This is a genomic window from Fibrobacter sp., from assembly GCF_045131395.1.
GTDB lineage: Bacteria > Fibrobacterota > Fibrobacteria > Fibrobacterales > Fibrobacteraceae > Fibrobacter.
Map to the genome: position 1 here is coordinate 12,260 of NZ_JBGUQY010000022.1, position 16,295 is coordinate 28,554.

Here is a 16,295-nt window from a genome sequence, read left to right on the forward strand (position 1 = left end):
CACACTTCACACCTCACACTTCACATTTTTTATGAAGCTCTCTCTCAAAAAGAAACTCGCTCTCGAAGCTTACCGCCTTTACCGTCATAACGAAATCAAGGCACATCCGCTTACTTACTTTTTCTGGGAATGCACCCTGCGTTGCAATTTGCACTGTTTACACTGCGGTAGCGACTGCGTAAAAGACGCTATTCCCGACATGCCCCGCGAAGATTTTATGGGAGCACTGGACAAACTGGCCCCGCACATCGACCCGAAACACTTCATTGTGGTGATTACCGGAGGCGAACCTTTGATGCGCCCCGACCTTGAAGAATGTGGCCAAGAAATCAAGAAACGCGGCTACCCCTGGGGCATGGTCAGCAACGGTCTCGCCATGACGCCGGAACGTTTCGTGAAACTTCTGAACGCAGGTCTACGCTCGCTTACCATTAGCCTGGACGGCCTGCAAGAAAGCCATAACCATTTCCGCGGCGACCCGCATAGCTTCGAGCGAGCGCTGCGTGCCATTGACATGGCCGCTCACACCGAAGGCCTGACCTTCGATGTGATGACCTGCGTGAACCGCCAGAACCTCAAGGAACTGCCAAAAATTCTAGACATGCTCCTGAAAATCGGCGTGAAGCGCTGGAGAATCGCCACCGTGTTCCCCAAGGGCCGCGCCAAGGACAATCCGCTATTCCAGCTCACGAACCAGGAATTCCGACAGGTATTCGACTTCATTCGCGAAGTCAAGAAACTGAACGTGATCAACGTGAATTACGGCTGCGAAGGCTTCTTAGGCAGCTACGAAAAAGACGCCCGCAATTACCCGTTCTTCTGCCGCGCCGGCGTGAACGTGTCTTCTGTGCTTTGCGACGGCAGCATCTCTGCCTGCCCGAGCCTCCGCGGAGACTACATCCAAGGCAACATCTACAAGGACGACATATGGGAAGTCTGGCAGAAGCGTTACCAAGTCATGCGCGACCGCAGCTGGGCCAAGATTGGCGACTGCAAGACCTGCAAGTACTGGCGTTACTGCGAAGGCTCCAGCCTCCACCTCAGAGATGAGAAGACCAAGGAACTCGCCTACTGCCATGTAAAGCGCCTGGAAGACGCAGGAGCATAATCCAGACTTCCGTCTGTATATCTAGTGCTGCATGAAACGTATGGACTCTCGCTTTTGCGAGAATGACCTATAAAAAAGCCGTGTCCCGCAAGTTGGACACGGCTTTTCCGGTAGAGAAACTACCGGGGCTAGAACCTTGACCGCAGTTGTCCGATTCCCCCAAACAACTCCCTGGGCAGTCAAGAATATTTCCAAACCAAGCTCTAGCCTTAGGTGTTTTTACCTAGTCGCAAATTAGGTATTTGCAAGCCCGAATTAAATAGTTGGGAAAAACAAAGTGTTGTTCGCAATAACAACAGACAAACGTTCTGCAAAAACCCTTATTTTTCGCTTATTTCGCAAGAATCGTCATTCCAAGAAGCTTTTTTTTAGATATTATTTAGGGTGATGTTACAAGCGAGCCTCACATCGAACCAAACGCACATTGTAGATGTGCTTTTAAAGAAGAATCCCAACCTTGACCGGGAGATTCTTGAAAAGGCTGTTGCCTTTATAGCCGAGGCTCATGAGGGTCAATACCGCAAGAGCGGCATGCCCTACACCGAGCACCCCTATGAAGTGGCAAAAATCCTTGCCGACCTCAAACAGGACCAATCTACGGTCTTGGCAGGGTTACTCCATGATGTGGTCGAAGATACCGACCATTCCCTCGAAGAAATAGCCGAAAAATTTGGAAACGACACCGCCTTCATGGTGGATGCCGTCACTAAAATTACTGCTGCCCAAGAATCGAGCAAAACGGCCCAAAAAGCGGAAACCTACCGTAAACTGATTACGGCCATGGCAAAAGACCCCCGGGTCATCATGATCAAAATCGCAGACCGCATCCACAACATGCGCACCATGCGGTACATGAAACCCGAAAAAAGGCAGTTGATTGCCCAGGAAACCCTGGACATCTACATTCCGCTTACCCACCGATTCGGTCTCTACAAGCTGAAAAACGAACTTGAAGACTTGAGCTTCAAGTACGTGAACCCCGACGAATACCAGAAGCTGGTGGATCTCCTTATCGAAAACAAGGAATCCCGCGAGAAGTATATCCAGTCGGTGATCGGACCGTTGCAAATCAAGATGGCGCTGGAAGATTTTGACTGCACCATCCAGGGCCGCACCAAGAACATTTACAGCATCTACAACAAGATGCTCAGCCGCGGTTGCCAGTTCGAAGACATCTTCGACATTTTCGCCATACGCATTATCGTCGACACCATTCCCGAATGCTACCTGGCCCTGGGCTACGTCCACAACCTGTGGACGCCCCTGCAAAGTCGCTTTAAAGACTATATCGCAACCCCGAAGCCGAACCTTTATCAGAGCATTCACACCACCGTGATCGGTCCCGAAAACAAGATGGTGGAAGTCCAGATCCGCACCAAGGACATGGACCTCACCGCCGAAAAGGGATTCGCCGCCCACTGGGCCTACAAGATGGAAACCCAGCACGAAGGCGAAGAGCTAGAATGGCTCAACCACATGGTGAAGCTCCAATCGGAAATTTCCGACTCCAAAGAGTATCTTGATTTCTTGAAGGTGGACCTGAAACCTTCGGGCATGACCGTATTTACCCCCAAGGGAACCTCCGTGGAGCTGCCTCAAGGCTCCATTGTCTTGGACTTCGCATTTGCGGTCCATACCGAACTGGGCCTGCACTGCATTGGCGCCAAGATCAACGACGAAGTGGTCAATCTGGACACGGTAATCGAACATGGCGCCACCATCCAGGTGCTCAAGAGCCCGAACCAGGAACCCAGCCCCGAATGGCTGGATATGGTCAAGACCGTCAAGGCCAAGCAGGAACTGCGCCGCTGGATGAAAACCAGCATCATGAAGCAGGCTCTTGACCTGGGTAAAGAAATTTGGATTCGCGAACTCAGGCTCCAGAAAATCGAAAAGGACAAGCGTCCCTCCGAAGAGTCTATTTGCAAGTACTTTGGCACCCCCACCCTGGACGATTTCTACGAACGACTGGGCCAGGGCGAACTGCCCCTGTCGGACATCCAGCGTTTCTTGAACGATGGCGAAACCACGCAGAAGGAATCGAATTCCCTCCGGTTCTTCCCCATGTTCAACAAGGACCTGAAAGCCGACCGTAGAGACGAGATGCCCCTGCAGATTGGCCAAGAGACCAGTTTGGTGGTCCACTTTGCCAAGTGCTGTAGCCCGATTCCCGGCGATCCGGTCGTTGGCGTCTTGCGCCCGAAGATCGGTATCGAAGTCCACAATGCCGACTGTCCGCAGCTTAAAAACCTGCCCATGGAACAGCGCATTGCCGTGGAATGGAGCGAAGACATCAAGCATTCCTTCGAGACCCACCTGACCATCGAAACGGAAAACCGCAAGAACATGACCTTCGATGTGCTACAGGAACTCAAGCGGGCCAATGTATTCCTGGAAAGAATCACTGCGGCAAGCCAACATTATTCAGGACGAATCAAACTGGTGTTCAAGGCGTTCCGCAAAGAACAAGTAGATTCAATCATTACCGCTATCAAGAACATTGCTGGCGTTAAGCAGGTGGTAAAATCATGATTTCAAAGCTCCACCACAGCGACTACACTTTAAAGAACCGCGCCTTCAACTGCAGAATGCGCAACCGCTACTACGAAGAAGTGTACTATGCGTTCAGGGCCATTTTCCCTAACGAAGTCGCCGAGCGGACCGAAAAGAATCCCGTGGTGGACACCATCTGGTTCCAGAACCTGAGCAAAGAAATCAAGCGCTACGAAAGACTGATCATGACCTGCCTGGAATACGCCCAGGCAGCCATCTTCTATGGCAAGGCCGAAAACAAGGCCATGTATTCCAAGGACAAGCGCTGGGGTATTCTGCAAGAAGAAATCTTCTTGGTTCACTTTTTGCAGGAACTGCTTTCTACCACGCGCTACGTGATTGCCCGAATTGAAACGGACCAAATGGTGCAGCGCTGGGCCGGCGAAATGCAGGACCTCAAGACCAAGCCTGTGGCCTCGGGTTACGTGAACGCCATTCAAGAGAAATTGAACGAAATGAACGCCGCCACCCTGGACGAATTCAAGGACTTGTTGCGGCACGTGCTGGACCGATTCCAAATCGGCAACACCCTGTTTGGAACCGTACAGGAGCTGCAGAACTTTTACTAGACGAGAGACGCAAGACAAGAGACACAGAAAATGTCAGAGTATATCATTCTATCCATATTCCTTTTCCTGGGCGCGTTCATCGCGGCAGCGGCCACCGTTACCGGTCTTCTGCTGGGGTACCGCACCAAGAAAACCAAAAACAAGATGGCGCCCTACGAATGCGGCATGGAAACCATCGGCAACGCGCGAATCCAGTTCAAGGTAGGCTACTACCTTTTCGCACTCCTGTTCTTAGTGTTCGACATCGAAGCCCTTTTCCTGTTCCCCGTTATGGCGAACTTCAAGGAAATCATGGCAGGGAATTCTCCCCTCTCGCCTACGATTGTCGTCATTGACTTAGTGATCTTCATGGCAATTCTGGTTTCCGGTCTTGCCTACGCATGGAAAAAAGGAATCCTTAAGTGGGAATAACCCTATGGGAATAATTAACCTCGCTCCTAAGATTTTAGACCCGATACCCGGTGGAAAGTACGTCGTCAATGCGATTGACTACGTTGTCAACTGGGCTCGTGCCAACTCTATTTGGCCCCTTACTTATGGTACCAGCTGTTGCGCCATCGAAATGATGAGCAGCTCCATGGCCCGCTACGATATCGCCCGCTTTGGCTCCGAAGTGTTCCGCGCTTCGCCCCGCCAGGCGGACCTTTTTATTATCGCAGGAACCATTACCCGCCGTATGGCGCCCGCTCTCCAGATGCTTTGGGAGCAGATGCCTGGTCCCAAGTACGTGCTCGCCATGGGCGCCTGCACCATCAGCGGTGGCCCCTTTGTTTATGACAACTACGCTGTGGTGCGCGGGGCGCAGAACCTGATTCCGGTGGACGTATTCGTTCCCGGTTGCCCGCCCCGTCCAGAAGCATTGTTCCATGGACTTTTGACCCTCCGCGAAAAGATCCTTAAGGAAACTTGCCGCGATCCCTGGCACGAAGGCGACATCCGCAACGTGTCTACCATGGACCGCTACCGCGAAGCCGCAAAGGCATGGGCGGCCCTCGAACGTATCAAGGACGAGGAAATGGCCGAAGCCCGCGCCAAGTTCAAGGAAGAAAATCCGGATTACAAGAGCAGCTTTAAGCCCGTGCGCGTCAAGAAGGAAGACTTCCCCGAAGTGGAACGCGTCGCCTGCAAGCGTTTTGGCTTAAGCCAGCTTGACATCTACAAGAAGCTCAAGGCCAAGTTCCCGAACATCACCGTGCATACCCACAGCGAAGACCCCGTCGAAGATGTGGTGGCAGCCATGCCGGCCGACCGACCGCTCGAAGTGATGATCGATGTGGAAGACTACCTGCCCGCCGTGGAATACGTGAAGAACGATCCTGAATTCAAGATGAACTACCTGATCGACGTGACCGCCATCGACTACGACGACCACTTTGACATGGTAACGCAACTCCGCAGCATCGAAAAAGGCCACAAGATCTTCTTCTGCGTGCAGATCAAGAAAAACTTTGACATACCCGAAGAGGCGCGTCCCACATCGCTGCTCGGCAAGGTTCCGACCATCAGCCACCTGTACCCGGGTGCCGAAGTCAAGGAACGCGAAGTCTACGACATGTTCGGCATTGACTTCGAAGGTCACCCCGACCTGCGCCGTATCTTCTTGGACAAGGACTTTGTAGGTTACCCCTTGCGTAAAGACTTTACCCATCCCGAAATCATCAGGAGGCCCGTATAATGACAACGAGACTTCCCCCGGGATTCAAGATTACCCGCGATACCAATACCGAAGAATTTTTCATCAACATGGGTCCGCAGCACCCCAGTACCCACGGTGCACTCCGTCTCGCCCTCCGTATGGACGGTGAAACCATCGTGGAAGTGGTGCCTCACTTTGGCTATATCCACCGCGGTATGGAAAAGCAAGCGGAATCCATGAGCTACCTCCAGTACATTGCCATGTCTGACCGTCAGGACTACTTGACGGCCATCCAGAACAACCTGGGCGTAGTCATCGCTCTTGAAAAGGGCATGAACATCGGCGTTCCCGAAAAAGGCGAATACATCCGCGTCATGCTTTCGGAACTGGGACGTATTGCAAGCCACCTGGTGTTCTTCGGCTGCTTCGGCGGCGACCTTGGCGGCCAAACCTGCTTGCTGTTCGGCTTCAAGGAACGCGAAATGATCCATGACATTCTGGAAGAAGTCACCGGATCGCGCCTGACCACCAACTTCTTTAGACCGGGTGGCAGCCGTTACGATGTTCCCGAAAACTTTATCGACCGCGTGAAGGCATTCCTCAAGCACCTGGAAGGCGCCATGAGCGATTACGAAAGATTCCTTTCGAAAAACGTCATCGTGCTGGAACGTAGCAAGGGCATCGGCATCCTTTCCGCCGAAGACGCCATCGCTTACGGATGCTCCGGCCCGGTGCTTCGCGCCAGCGGCATCGACTTCGACGTCCGCAAGTCGAACCCCTACAGCATTTACGACCAGCTGCAATTCGACGTGCCCGTGACCTATAACGGCGACTGCTACGACCGTTACACCGTCCGTATCGCCGAAATCCACGAGTCCATGCGAATCCTGTACCAGTGCATCGAGAAATTCCCGAAAAATGGCCCGTGGCGCAGTAAAGAAAAGCCCGTGCGCCTGCCCGTGGGTCGCTACTACAGCGAAATTGAAACGGCCAAGGGACTTTACGCCACTTACGTAGTCGCAGCCACCACTGGTGAAAAGCCGTACCGCATTCACACACGCGGTCCTAGCTTCCCCCATATCGCCGCCCTCAACAAGATGGCCCAGGGGCACAAGATTTCGGACCTTGTGACAATTATGGCAACCCTTGACCCCGTGATTCCTGAAATCGACAGGTAATTTATGTTTGTACCTTCTGTAACACATCCGATTGGCGACTTCGTTCGCGACTGGGTTCCTAAACTCACGGCATACTTGCCGGATGCCTTGCACAATGCGACTCTCGACAGCATCACCGCCTTCCTCGTGAACGCCGTGATTTGCATCGTGGCCGTTTGCGCGGTGAACATCGGCTCTGCACCGATTCTTATCTACATGGAACGCAAGGTTTGCGCCCATGTACAATGCCGTTTGGGCCCCATGCGCCTCGGCTGGCACGGTACTCTGCAGACCATCGCCGACGTGATCAAGATGCTCTTCAAGGAAGTCTACTCCCCCAGTGGCGCCGACAAGCTGATGTTCTACGTGGCTCCGCTTATCGTGCTCATCGCCCCGTTTATCGTTTGCGCCCTGATTCCCTTTGACAAGAACCTGGTGGTTGCCGATATCGACATGGGCATCCCCATGATCATCGCCGTGAACGGCTTTGGCGTGCTGGGCATTTTGCTGGGCGGCTGGAGCAGTAACAACAAGTATTCCTTGCTCGGAGCCCTCCGTAGCGGCGCCCAGATGATCAGCTACGAAATCTCTTTCGCCATGATCCTCTTGTTCGTCGTGATGGTTTCCGGTTCCACGAACCTCATGGATATTACGCTCGGTCAATCCGGTACCATCGCCGACTGGTATATCTTCAAGATTCCGGTCATCGGATTCATCGCCTTTATTCTGTTCTTCATTTCTAGTACCGCCGAAATGAACCGCGCCCCCTTCGACATTGCCGAAGCGGAACAGGAACTCACCGGTGGTTACCACACGGAATACAACGGCACTCCGTTCGCCATGTTCTACCTGGCCGAATACATCGCCCTGGTCACCAACTCGGCTTTGGCCGCCACCTGCTTCTTGGGCGGTTTCCATGCCCCCTGCATCGGCATCGAAGCAATCGATACCCACCTGCAGATGGTTCCCGGTTTCGTGTGGTTCTTCGCGAAGATTTACTTTATGATCTGGTGCTACATGATGGTTCGCTGGACCTTTGTCCGCCCCCGTGTGGACCAACTCATGGCCTTTGAATGGAAGTTCCTTTTGCCGGTAAACCTGGTTCTCCTGGCCGCCGGCGCAGTTTACATGATTTTGGTCTAATATGCAAGAACGAATTTCAACACGTCGATACATCAAGCGCTACCTGAAGCGCTGTATTACGGGCCCGTGGAGCCTTATCTGCGGTTTGTCCGTATCACTAAAGTACTTTTTTGACCCTCGGCGCATTGTTACGGAACAATACCCCGAGAACAGGAAGACTCTCAAGATGCACGAACGTTACCGTGGCCGTCTCGAAATGATCGAAGACGCCGACGGCAACAACCACTGCACCGCCTGCGGCATGTGCGAACGAGCCTGTCCCAACGCCTCCATTAACGTGCTTTCGACCAAGAACATCGCTGGTAAGAAGGTGCTGGGCCGCTACGTTTACCATTTCGCCAGTTGCACCCAGTGCGGCCTTTGCGTAGAAGCCTGCCCCTTTGGAGCCATCCGCATGAGCCAGGCCTTCGAAGTCGCAACTACTGACCCGAACACGCTTGAAATGATTCTTAACAAGAAGGAGGGCCAAGGCTAATGCTTGCAACGCTTTCCGGTTTAATTCCCCAAAACCTTGCCTTCCCCACCGGCGGCATGGATCTTGCATTTTATGTAGTCGCTCTCTTTATGTTGGTGACCGCCGTCTGCACGGTAGCCGTCAAGAACATTCTGCAGAGCGCCGTGTTCCTGATTTTCTCCTTTGTGGGAACCGCCATCCTTTACTTGCTGCTGCACGCCGAATTTACGGCCCTGGCACAGGTGATGGTCTATGTGGGCGGCGTGGTGATTTTCGTGGTATTCACCATTCTCTTGACAAGCCGCCTCGGCGAAGACGCCTTCGCCGTGAAAATCCCGCGAGTCTTTGCGGCTTTCGCCCTCTCCATTATTTTCACCCTGATCATGGTCAAGTGCCTGTTGCCCATTGAAGGTCTTTCCACCAGCGCGGTGGCTGCCCCTGAAGGCTACGCCTCGTTAAAGGCATTCGCTCTCAGGCTTTTGGGATACGGCCCCGATGGCTTCGTGATTCCTTTTGAAGTAGTAAGTATTCTCCTGTTGATGACTCTGGTATGCGCCATCACTATCGCCCGTAAAGGTAAGGAGGACGAAGAAAAATGACTTTGATGAATTGTCTCATTCTTGCGTTTTTGCTGTTCGGCATTGGCGTCTGGGGCCTGATGCGTCGCCGCCACTTGATTGGCATGCTGATTTCCATCGAACTCATGCTGAACGCTGCCAACATCAACTTTATTTCTTTTGCCTACTTTAGCGCGAAGGACTCTACCGCAGGAGCGCTCTTCAGCATCTTCGTGATTGCAGTGACCGCTTGTGAAATGGCAATCGCACTTGCCATTATCGTGTCCATGTATCGCCGCTACAAGAGTCTGGACGTTGAACAGTTGAGGGACCTCCATGATTAATGACGTTTCCATCAGCTACCTGATTTTCTTGATGCCGCTTCTCGTATTCGCGGTAAACGGACTCTTCTTGGGCCGTAAATCGGACAAAGCCGCCGCAGGCTTCGCCGTCATCGGTAACGGAATCGCGATGATTGCCGCCCTGATTGTGGCAGTCCACTATTTCGGTTCTACATTCGCACCCCAGAAAGCGGTCCTTTTCCAGTTCCCCTTCATTGGATTTGCCGAAAATTTCGCCGCAAACATCGGGCTTCTGATTGATCCGCTGTCCGTCATGATGCTTGTGGTGGTCACGGTCATTTCTTTCCTGGTGAACATCTACAGCATTGGTTACATGAGGGGCGACCGCAGTTCCGGCCGATTCTTCTCCATCCTTTCGCTGTTCAGCTTCAGCATGCTGGGCCTCGTCGCCGCCACCAACCTTTTCCAGATGTTCATCTTCTGGGAACTGGTGGGCGTTTCCAGCTACCTGCTCATCGGTTTCTGGTACCATAAGCCCTCGGCCGTGAGCGCCTCGAAGCAAGCCTTCATTCTCACCCGCTTTGCCGACAGCTTCTTCTTGCTGGGCATCGTGATCGTGAGCTATGTGGTGCAGAGCTTTGATTTCTTTACCTTGAACGGTCTCACCCTTTCCGCTTTCAGAAAAGAAACCATTGATTTGGGCTTGACGGTGGTCACCAAGGCTGACGCCCTCATTCTCGGTTCTATCCTGATCTTTACGGGTGGCTGGGGCAAGTCCGCCATGTTCCCGATGCATATTTGGTTGCCGAACGCCATGGAAGGTCCGACCCCGGTTTCTTCTATCATTCACAGTGCCACCATGGTGGTGGCCGGCGTTTACCTGGTTGCAAGACTTTTCCCCTTCTTTGCCGTTTGCGGCAACTCCCTCACGCTGATCATGTGGGTGGGCGCTTTCACGATGGTCTTTGCCGCAGTCATTGCCTGCACGCAAAAAGACATCAAGCGCATTCTCGCCTACTCAACCCTTTCGCAGCTGGGCTACATGATGTTTGCGCTGGGCGCCTGCAAAATCGGCGACGCAGTGATTACCACCGGTTGGACAGCCTCCACCTTCCACATTTTCACTCACGCCTTCTTCAAGTGCGCCTTGTTCTTGATTGCCGGTAGCCTGATTCACCAGGTGCATACCAACGATCTCGATGCCATGGGCGGTCTCCGCAAGAAGATGCCCTTGACCTACTGGAGCAGCCTCATCTGCGTGCTGGCTATCGCAGGCATTCCGCCCTTCTCCGGATTCTTCTCGAAAGACGAAATCATCTTGGCAGCCTTCCAGGGTCACCACTACGTGGTATTCGCCTTGGCACTCCTCACCAGCGGCCTCACCACCTTCTACATGTTCCGTCTGTTCTTCCTCGCCTTCCACGGCAAGCCCCGTTGCAAGTCCGTTGCCGAAGGCCATGTGCACGAAGACTTCTTCATGACGCTTCCCATTGTGATTCTCGCGGTACCGGCTCTCCTGAGCGGTATCTTGGGCAAGAGTCTCTTCGAACATTACTTCGTGCCGGGTAGACTCCGCGTCCCGCAGCTGGTATTGCTCCCCCACGCCGAATGGATTCCCTACGTTGCCGTGGCTGTAGCAGCCGTCGCCCTCTTGATTGCCTGGTTCTTCTACGCAAGCCCCAAGGCTAAAGTGGAACGCGCCCTCGACGAAACCAACCGCAGCGGTCTCTACAAAGTGGTCTATCACAAGTTCTACTTCGACGAAATGTACTACGCCGTGGTTCGCCAGTTTGTCATTGGCGGCATCGCCCGCGTGGCCCGATTCATTCAAGACTACATTATCGAAGGAATTCTCGCCTTCTGCGTCTGGTTTGTTCATAAGCTGGGTGACCTGGTACGCTTCGCCCAGGGTGGCAATTTGAGTTTCTACTTGGGCACCCTGATTGTCGGCCTTTTGTTGTGGCGCTTTTTGGGACAGCTTCCGCTGTAAGGTAAGGTTTGATTATGGATACTTTGCTTTTTAACTTCATCTGGATTATCCCGCTTTTCACGGTGCTGGTCTGCGCTCCGATTCCGTCCCATAAGGAATCGCTCCTCAAGACCATCCATGCATTCTCGGGAACACTCGTGCTGTTGCTTGTAGGCTATTTAACCTATCACCTTTACAAGCTCGGCATCGAAAGCGCCGCTAAAGATTCAGCTCCGCTTTTGCTCCACTACTACATGGACATCCCTTGGATTCACACATTGAACGCCCACTACTCTGTCGGCGCCGATGGTCTGAACATGTTCTTGTTGTTCCTGACGGCAGTGATCGTCTGGGGCGGCATTCTCGTCAGTTGGAACATCAAGGGCAACCAGAAGGTATTCTTCGCTCTCATCCAGCTTTTGGCCACCAGCGTCTACGGTGTGTTCATGAGCATGGACTTGGTGCTGTTCTTTGTATTCTACGAAATGGAAGCCCTGTGCATGTACCTGATGATTGCAGGCTACGGTTCGGGCCGCAAGGACTACGGCGGTAAAAAGCTGACCTTGACGCTGGCCTTCGGATCTTCCATGATCTTGGCAACACTATTCGGTCTTTATTTCGAAAGCGGAATCAGCAGCTGGAGCATCGTGGAGCTTTCCAAGGTGACGCTTCCCATGGATTTCCAGATGTGGGCATTCCCCCTCATGTTCATGGGCTTCGCCGTTTCCAGTTCCCTGTTCCCGTTCCACTTCTGGAGTCCGGATGGCCACTCGGCAGCTCCGACAGCCGTTTCCATGCTGGCTGCAGGCGTGATGATGAAGATGGGCGCCTACGGTTGCTTGCGCGTTGCCATGTTCCTGATGCCTGAAGCAGCCAAGATCTGGCTCCCCTACGTGGTAGCACTCCTGATCTTTAACGTGGTGCTTGGTCCCTTCATTGCGCTTCGCCACAAAGACCTCAAGTACATTACCGCCTACAGTTCCATTAGCCACCTGGGCTTGATATTCCTCGGCCTTGCAGCCATGACTCCCGTGGGTCTCCGCGGCGCCAGCCTCCAGATGATTTCTCACGGTTTCTTGACGGGCCTGTTCTTCGCCACCATCGGCATGATTTACGAACGCACCCACACCCGCGACATCACCGAAATGGGCGGCATCATGCGCAAGCTCCCCTTCCTTGGTGTGGGCTTTGTGATTGCAGGCTTTGCCGGCCTCGGCCTGCCGGGCTTCAGCGGATTCATTGCCGAAAGCAACATCTTTATCGGAGCCTTCCAGCAAGATTCCACCATCACCCGCGTTGTGACGGTGCTTGCAATTCTCTCGATTACCACAACGGCAGTCTACATCTTGCAAACGGCAAACCGCATGTTGCACGGCAATATGCCCGCCAAGTACGAATCGCTTACCGACGCTTGCTTCCGCGAAAAGATTGTGGTGGTGGTGCTGGTACTTTGCCTCCTTTTGATTGGTGTGTTCCCCGGATGGATTGCAGACATGCTTGACCAGAGTATAGCACCTATTTTTGCAAAGATTAACTCCGCATTATAGATTTTACCATGTATATACAGAACTTCATTATCCCAGACCTGCTACTGCTTTTATTCCCGTTTATCGTTATCGGGAGTAGGCTCTTTTGCACCAACCGTTCCAAGGTGTCCTGGCGCATCGCGAACATCGGATTCATTCTGATTTTCGTGTTGCTGAACTTCATTCCGCTGGCCAGTGGAACGGGCCGATTCTTCATTAGCAACTGGCACATCGACGACTTTGGCGTGCTCATGCGCGAAGTCCTCATGGTATCGGCCATTCTCGGAATCTGGCTTGCCAAGGATTACTTTGAACACGGCGGCGACGGAAAGCCCGCCATGCACCAGATTGCAGAATTTATCGGAACGGTCGCCTTCGCTACCTTCGGCGGAGTCACCGTCGTTTCTGCCTGCGATCTGCTCACGTTCTTCTTGGGCCTTGAAATTGCCACCATCCCCATGTACGCCCTTGCCGCTTGGAACAAGCAAGACCAATACGGTTCCGAAGCAGCCACCAAGTACATCCTGATGGGTTCCGTAGCCACAGCCTTTGAACTTTTCGGATTCAGCTATCTTTACGGCTTTGCGGGCTCCATTCACTTCGACGCCATTCAAGACGCCGTGGCAAGCGGTCCCTCTCCACTTCTGTGGATTGCCGTGCTGTTCCTGTTTGCAGGTATCGGTTTCAAGCTCACCCTGTTCCCGTTCTACACTTGGGCCCCCGACGTTTATGAAGGCGCTCCCACGCCGGTAACCGCCATTCTCTCGGTGACCTCGAAGGCAACCGCTATCGCCTTCCTCGTGGTTCTCGTCTTTGGCCCCCTGGCTCCGATTCAAGAGCAAATTGCCCCCTTCATCGCCCTGCTGGCAGGTACAACCCTCTTTGTCGGTAACTTGGGCGCTTTGAAGCAGACAAGGCTCCGCCGCTTCATGGCCTACAGTTCTATTGCCCAAGCCGGCTACATCATGGTAGCCCTCCTCGGTCCGGCAGCCACTGCAAAGACAGCCATTATCTACTACCTGTTCGTTTACGCGGTATCCAACTACCTGGCTTTCTTTATCTTCGGCATTATCGGTCACCACCGCGAAGAAACCTTCAATTCCTTGCGTGGACTTTCCAAGCAGAAACCCATGCTTGCCATTGCTCTTGCCGTTGCCATGTTCAGCCTTGCAGGCATTCCGCCCCTTGCTGGGTTCTTCGGTAAGTTCCACCTGTTCTTCAGTGGTGCCGCTACCGGACACTACGGCATTGTCGCCTTCGCCGTACTGAACAACGTGCTTGCACTGTTCTACTACTTGCAGCTGATCAAGAGCGCCTGGATTGATGAAACGGATGACCACTTGAATCCGCTGCGCATGACCAAGCGTCAGCGCGCCGTGATTGGACTCTTGACGGTAGCGGTGATTGTTCTCGGCGTATTGCCGTTCCTCAGTGACAACATCTTCGCTGGATTTACGTTTTAAATAGAATTAAAACAAGCAAAAAAGACCCGTTACAAACGGGTCTTTTTTAGTGGGAAATTTAAGGTTTATTCTTTCATGCAACGGACAGCGTAGGCAAAGTCTTCGCCATTTTCTGCCAGATTAAAATTCACGTCAAAATACCGCAGGGCAACAGAAACGACATCGTTAGTGCCTTCTGCAACAAGCTCCCTGTTCACCCACAGATAGGCCGTATAGCCCATATCAAAGAAGGACTCGCTGCCAACATCATAGCCACCGGCCGGAAGCAGGTTGAAGCCAGACAAATTGTTGCCAGGTTCCTTCGCCCATCCTTCTGCCGACTTCGTTTCCTCTGCCGTATAATCATAAAGGGCTCGGGATGTACCCATGGCACGCAAAACGGCAGCGCGTTCGCTGGTATCTATTTCATCAGAAACTGTAATCGTCATCAGCTTCCAACCGTCAGGGCAAACCTTAGCGGCAGTTTCCTTATCGTAGAGGCGACCATACTTTTTGCAGGAATCGGCACTATTGTTATAGCACCAGCTATTGCCTGTTTTATAATTCATGTTTTCGGCCATGTAGGTCTTTCCCCATATTTCAACAGTCTTGTATGTCTGGCCTTCGTATTTTAATGTCCCCGTATGAAGCGGAATTTCATCTAGATAGGTAGAATCAAAGTCCCCTTCTATATGAATATCATTATGGTCCCAAGATGACGGATAATTCGCCATGCAACGCACAGACATGCCATGGCCCTTGTAATATTCCCCATAGTTGAACATGTCCGTCTCATAAGTCAGCTGCCAACCATAGGCAATGTCATCTGCATAAACCGAACTCGTCCAAAAATAAGCGAACTTGCCCGTAGGCAGCCAACCGCCTTCCACATTCTTTCGGCCCGCAGGGAGTCCATAAAAGCCAAAACGGTTCGAACCTTGCAAAACTGATTCTGCATTCTGCCAATGGTCAATGGTTTTCAGCTTGGTTCCTGCAGGTTCAATTCTGTCCCCCACGGCTTGATAAAGCTCGCTCCACTCTTCATGACTAGGCAAATGCCAACCTTCCGGACAAGCCTTCTGGGCAGCCTCCCAAGTATAGAGTCGGCCGTAAACCTTGCAGCTATCCTTGCGGTCTTCATAGCACCAGGAAATCTTTTCTAGCGTAGAATCGACATAATCCAAATTTTCTGCAAACCACAAGTTGAAATCGTTTGCCAATGCAAGAGGCTTGGGGATTTTCACAATCCGGTATTCGCGATCATTCCGCTTATCGGTATAGATTCCATTCTTGATAGTCATCCCGTTCATTTCGTAGTCAGAGATGGTCTTGACCACCTCTTCTTCGCCTTCTGAACACGCCGAAAGGAATACGGAAAATAAAAATGCTCCCGAAACAAGGCTCCACAAAGTCTTCATAGGACCTCAATTAATAAATGGGTTTATCCCAGACGCTTCCACCCGTCGCATTGTTCGTCTCGGATGATGCCGAAGGAACCGTAGACGTTCCCGGCTGCCAGGAAGTGGTTGTTTGAGCCACCTTGTCCTGATCAATGGGAATTACAATTTCGTCTGGATATGCCTGATAGACAAACAGCGAAAGACAATAGGTGAAAGGCATCCAGATAACGCTTGCAAACGTGATCTCACGGGCCACAATATCCTGACCTACAACCGTTTCACCTTTCTGGGCTTCAAAAAGGGTCTTGCCCATCGCTCCGCGAGTTCCAATAGAGCAATCTTCATCGGTGGAACAAACATAGCGTCCATCGGCATAGATGTCGTAACTTCCACCATCTGACGTCCTAATGGTTGAACGCCCAAAATAGCAGCCGGAAAGCATTGCCGCCGAAAAAGCGACTAGCATTATCCGGCTCATA

At 52.5% G+C, this 16,295-nt stretch carries 15 protein-coding genes; 13 read left to right on the forward strand and 2 right to left on the reverse strand.

What is annotated here, in order from left to right:
- Positions 1-31 precede the first annotated feature (31 nt).
- From ACJMNB_RS05850 to ACJMNB_RS05910, 13 genes are all read left to right on the forward strand, one after another.
- On the forward strand, positions 32-1,108 hold the full coding sequence (locus ACJMNB_RS05850; protein WP_405339906.1) for a TIGR04133 family radical SAM/SPASM protein: 1,077 nt from the start codon (positions 32-34) through the stop codon (positions 1,106-1,108).
- A 432-nt stretch (positions 1,109-1,540) separates the two neighbouring features.
- Positions 1,541-3,640 carry a RelA/SpoT family protein gene (locus tag ACJMNB_RS05855; protein WP_405339909.1) on the forward strand — a complete coding sequence of 700 codons (2,100 nt, stop codon included), beginning with the start codon at positions 1,541-1,543 and terminating at the stop codon, positions 3,638-3,640.
- On the forward strand, positions 3,637-4,230 hold the full coding sequence (locus ACJMNB_RS05860; RefSeq protein WP_405339912.1) for a hypothetical protein: 594 nt from the start codon (positions 3,637-3,639) through the stop codon (positions 4,228-4,230). Before ACJMNB_RS05855 ends, ACJMNB_RS05860 begins: the two co-directional genes overlap by 4 nt.
- A gap of 30 nt (positions 4,231-4,260) precedes the next feature.
- A complete protein-coding gene (locus ACJMNB_RS05865; protein WP_405339915.1) occupies positions 4,261-4,641 on the forward strand; it encodes an NADH-quinone oxidoreductase subunit A in 381 nt (126 codons plus the stop codon).
- Between the two features lie 4 nt (positions 4,642-4,645).
- Complete coding sequence (gene nuoB, locus ACJMNB_RS05870; RefSeq protein WP_405339918.1) at positions 4,646-5,905, forward strand: NADH-quinone oxidoreductase subunit NuoB; 1,260 nt, start codon at positions 4,646-4,648, stop codon at positions 5,903-5,905.
- Positions 5,905-7,044, forward strand: a complete 1,140-nt coding sequence (locus ACJMNB_RS05875) for an NADH-quinone oxidoreductase subunit D (RefSeq protein WP_405339921.1) — start codon at positions 5,905-5,907, stop codon at positions 7,042-7,044. Before nuoB ends, ACJMNB_RS05875 begins: the two co-directional genes overlap by 1 nt.
- 3 nt (positions 7,045-7,047) lie before the next feature.
- Positions 7,048-8,166 carry an NADH-quinone oxidoreductase subunit H gene (locus ACJMNB_RS05880; RefSeq protein ID WP_405339924.1) on the forward strand — a complete coding sequence of 373 codons (1,119 nt, stop codon included), beginning with the start codon at positions 7,048-7,050 and terminating at the stop codon, positions 8,164-8,166.
- A gap of 1 nt (position 8,167) precedes the next feature.
- Complete coding sequence (locus tag ACJMNB_RS05885; RefSeq protein WP_297697658.1) at positions 8,168-8,641, forward strand: 4Fe-4S binding protein; 474 nt, start codon at positions 8,168-8,170, stop codon at positions 8,639-8,641.
- Positions 8,641-9,219, forward strand: coding sequence for an NADH-quinone oxidoreductase subunit J (locus ACJMNB_RS05890; RefSeq protein WP_405339927.1), 579 nt, complete (start codon positions 8,641-8,643; stop codon positions 9,217-9,219). Before ACJMNB_RS05885 ends, ACJMNB_RS05890 begins: the two co-directional genes overlap by 1 nt.
- A 5-nt stretch (positions 9,220-9,224) precedes the next feature.
- Positions 9,225-9,521, forward strand: a complete 297-nt coding sequence (gene nuoK, locus ACJMNB_RS05895) for an NADH-quinone oxidoreductase subunit NuoK (RefSeq protein ID WP_255369194.1) — start codon at positions 9,225-9,227, stop codon at positions 9,519-9,521.
- Positions 9,514-11,469 carry an NADH-quinone oxidoreductase subunit L gene (nuoL, locus tag ACJMNB_RS05900; protein ID WP_405339932.1) on the forward strand — a complete coding sequence of 652 codons (1,956 nt, stop codon included), beginning with the start codon at positions 9,514-9,516 and terminating at the stop codon, positions 11,467-11,469. Before nuoK ends, nuoL begins: the two co-directional genes overlap by 8 nt.
- A gap of 14 nt (positions 11,470-11,483) precedes the next feature.
- Entirely contained in the window at positions 11,484-12,995 is a 1,512-nt protein-coding gene (locus tag ACJMNB_RS05905; RefSeq protein WP_405339935.1) for a NuoM family protein, read from the forward strand.
- An 8-nt stretch (positions 12,996-13,003) separates the two neighbouring features.
- On the forward strand, positions 13,004-14,437 hold the full coding sequence (locus ACJMNB_RS05910; protein WP_405339938.1) for an NADH-quinone oxidoreductase subunit N: 1,434 nt from the start codon (positions 13,004-13,006) through the stop codon (positions 14,435-14,437).
- Positions 14,438-14,502: 65 nt separating this feature from the next.
- Here the strand turns inward: ACJMNB_RS05910 and ACJMNB_RS05915 are convergent, their stop codons facing one another.
- Positions 14,503-15,834 (reverse strand): FISUMP domain-containing protein, encoded by a 1,332-nt coding sequence (locus ACJMNB_RS05915; RefSeq protein ID WP_405339940.1) that lies wholly within the window; start codon positions 15,832-15,834, stop codon positions 14,503-14,505.
- Positions 15,835-15,844: 10 nt separating this feature from the next.
- On the reverse strand, positions 15,845-16,282 hold the full coding sequence (locus tag ACJMNB_RS05920) for a hypothetical protein (RefSeq protein WP_405339943.1): 438 nt from the start codon (positions 16,280-16,282) through the stop codon (positions 15,845-15,847).
- Positions 16,283-16,295: the final 13 nt, after the last annotated feature.